This window comes from Rhodococcus sp. LB1 (assembly GCF_001583455.1).
Taxonomy (GTDB): domain Bacteria; phylum Actinomycetota; class Actinomycetes; order Mycobacteriales; family Mycobacteriaceae; genus Rhodococcus_F; species Rhodococcus_F opacus.
Genome location: NZ_LTCZ01000241.1, coordinates 1 through 2,442 on the forward strand (window position 1 = coordinate 1; position 2,442 = coordinate 2,442).

The window sequence follows — 2,442 nt, forward strand, 5'->3', positions numbered from 1 at the left end:
CGGGGGTCCCAGTCGTCCAGGACGGCGGCGAAGTGGTGCAGGAACACCACGGGCACGCCTCCCGTGGGGCCGAGTTCGCGGTAAGCGAAGTTCACGCCGCCGGCGTGGACGGTTTTGGTCGGGACCGTGGTCCACGTGCGGGTGTGGGCTGGTGCGCCGTGGTTGGTTGCCATGTCTGTCCTCTGTCCGAAGGAAGTGAGCCTGGCCTGTGAGAGCCCGATTGAATTACGTTCATACTATTATGGTCGTAAGGTTATCGGATAGGCTGCGGTAGGGCAAGGACGCGGCAGTACGGAGGATCATCGACATGGCGAGATACGGCAGCGAGCACAAGGCGCAGACGCGCGCTCGGGTGGTGGAGGCGGCGGGTCGACGTCTGAAGAAGGATGGGATCGACGGGGCCGGCGTGAGTGCGTTGATGTCCGACGCCGGGCTGACCAACGGTGCGTTCTACGCGCATTTCGCGTCGAAGGACGAACTCGTCGCGGTGGTCTTGGCCGATCAGCTGACGAAGCAGCTGGATGCTCTGCGGGCGCTACCCGACGACGGTTACTCGTTGCAGTCCTACATCGAGGGTTATCTGTCGGCGAGTCATCGTGACCAGCGTGAGAACGGATGTCCTTCCGCTGCCCTGCTCGGCGAGATCAGTCGGTCTAAACCGATTGTGCAGGAATCGTTCACGGATGGTCTCGGGGCGATGATCGCTGTCGTCGCCAGTCGTACCCACATCGACGACACAGCCGCGGCGCGGACCTTGGCGATCGGGCTGATGTCGAGCCTGATCGGGACCCTGCAGTTGTCGCGGGCGGTGTCGGACCCGACGCTGTCCAACGAGATCCTCGCGGCCGGGCTCGCGAACGCGTTTCGCCTCATCGAAAACTGAATGCAACCGACTGGGAAGAGAGGCCAATGACAACGACGACGCGTGGCCGTACCCGAGCGCATATGTAGTGGACCCTCGGGCTCAAGGCGGTCGCCATTTTCCACCGCAGCGGCCATCCTTCGACTCGCCACCCTTGTCGCGATCGACGACGCCGCCGGACGTCGGTGACCATCGAGGGTGCTGTCGTCATCGTGAACCTCTCGGATTGGTGGGCCTGTCGTCCACTGATGCGCAGACAGCCAGGTGCCGAGTGGGTTGCCTCTGGCTCACGTGTGTGCCCACAGTCAATCCCGAACGGACGCGAACGTTTCTCGGTGGAGGCGGACCAGGCGGACCGATTCGTCGTCGAACGCGTGCGCGGTCGTGGCCAGCACGTTCAGCGCGCCGGTGACCGGAGCCGCCGCAGCCGTCTTCTTCGCAGCTATCTTTCCCGGTGCGTTCGAGTCGGCCGGCGAAGTCCTGCATGTACTGGATATGGTGGGTGAGGCCGCGGTGTTCGTGGCAGGCGGACGGCCGCCGGCTCTACGCCGAGGTCAAGGGCGCGTCCACCGTGCCGGGGTTGGATGTCGATACCGCGATCGGGCAGCTGGTGCGGCGGATGCACTACCGTGGAGCGCCGGAATCGCTCCGAGCGAACCGGATCAGTCGGTGTCGTTTGCGTTGGTGGTTCGGGACGAGCCGCGATCGGTGGAGGCTGCGGTGTGGGCACCTCAGCGGATTCTGGATCTGTTGGGGATGGCGCTGTATGCGGTTGCTGAGGACGGTGGGGTGCGGCAGCTCTTTGGCCGCGTGTGAAGACGTTCCCCCGAGCGTGAGCGGGAACGGTCGGCGGGGTGGGGATACCATCGCCAGGTCCCGCGTGAGTGGGGTAGTGCGGTGATGGGGAGCCCCGCCCGCCCCACCGGAGTGCCCACCCCGACCCGGTGGCCGTCACCGACGGTGCCGATGGTGCCGATGGTGACGATGGCACCGGGCAACCGAGTTCGCGCCAGCCCGGGGTCCGGACCTGTTGTGCGGCAAGCTGTGCACAGAACCACGAGGGGCGGCGGTGACCGCGGACACCACGGAGGTGACCGAGCTGAGCCGGATGGTGGCCTTCGTATTGCGGTGGTGCGCCCACGGCGGCGGCCCGGCCAAGGTGATCAGGGCGGATTTCGGGATGGACACCGCGGCGTTCTTCCGGACACTGGTCGCGTATCTCGACGTCGCTGCGCCGGCCCCGCTGCGGCCGGTGCTGGTCGAGCGAATGACCACGGTCGCCCGTCGACGACTCTGGCTGGGCACCTGATCAGCCACGGGCGGCACGTGTTTTAAGTTGGTGGTTCACCGTTTTCACTACGCGCGGCTCGTCGAGATTCGGCGCACTCAAAGATTGCGCCGGAACGTCTCGCCCAGGGTCGCTCCGGCGGTCCTGGATTCGTCCGGATACGGTAGTCGCGGATGGGTTACTTCCTGTCAGTGGCGAACAGGCGGTGAGGCGTGAGCGCTCCGCAAGCCGGGCACGAGATCCGGCGGGCCTTCGCCGTCAACACCCAGGGGTGACGATGCCGTCCTCATTG

The 2,442-nt window shown here is 65.8% G+C and carries 2 protein-coding genes and 2 pseudogenes; 3 read left to right on the forward strand and 1 reads right to left on the reverse strand.

Annotated elements, in window-relative coordinates; translation table 11 throughout:
- A pseudogene (locus tag AZG88_RS27625) lies at window positions 1-173 on the reverse strand (alpha/beta fold hydrolase); the annotation flags it as partial.
- 134 nt (window positions 174-307) lie between these two features.
- Here AZG88_RS27625 and AZG88_RS27630 point away from each other — a divergent pair.
- The 3 genes and pseudogenes from AZG88_RS27630 (at window position 308) to AZG88_RS27640 (ending at window position 2,171) form a co-directional block, all read left to right on the forward strand.
- Window positions 308-883, forward strand: coding sequence for a TetR/AcrR family transcriptional regulator (locus AZG88_RS27630; RefSeq protein ID WP_061699731.1), 576 nt, complete (start codon window positions 308-310; stop codon window positions 881-883).
- Window positions 884-1,346: 463 nt separating this feature from the next.
- Window positions 1,347-1,678, forward strand: a pseudogene (locus AZG88_RS54285) (hypothetical protein).
- Between the two features lie 253 nt (window positions 1,679-1,931).
- Complete coding sequence (locus AZG88_RS27640; protein ID WP_061699732.1) at window positions 1,932-2,171, forward strand: DUF3263 domain-containing protein; 240 nt, start codon at window positions 1,932-1,934, stop codon at window positions 2,169-2,171.
- Window positions 2,172-2,442: the final 271 nt, after the last annotated feature.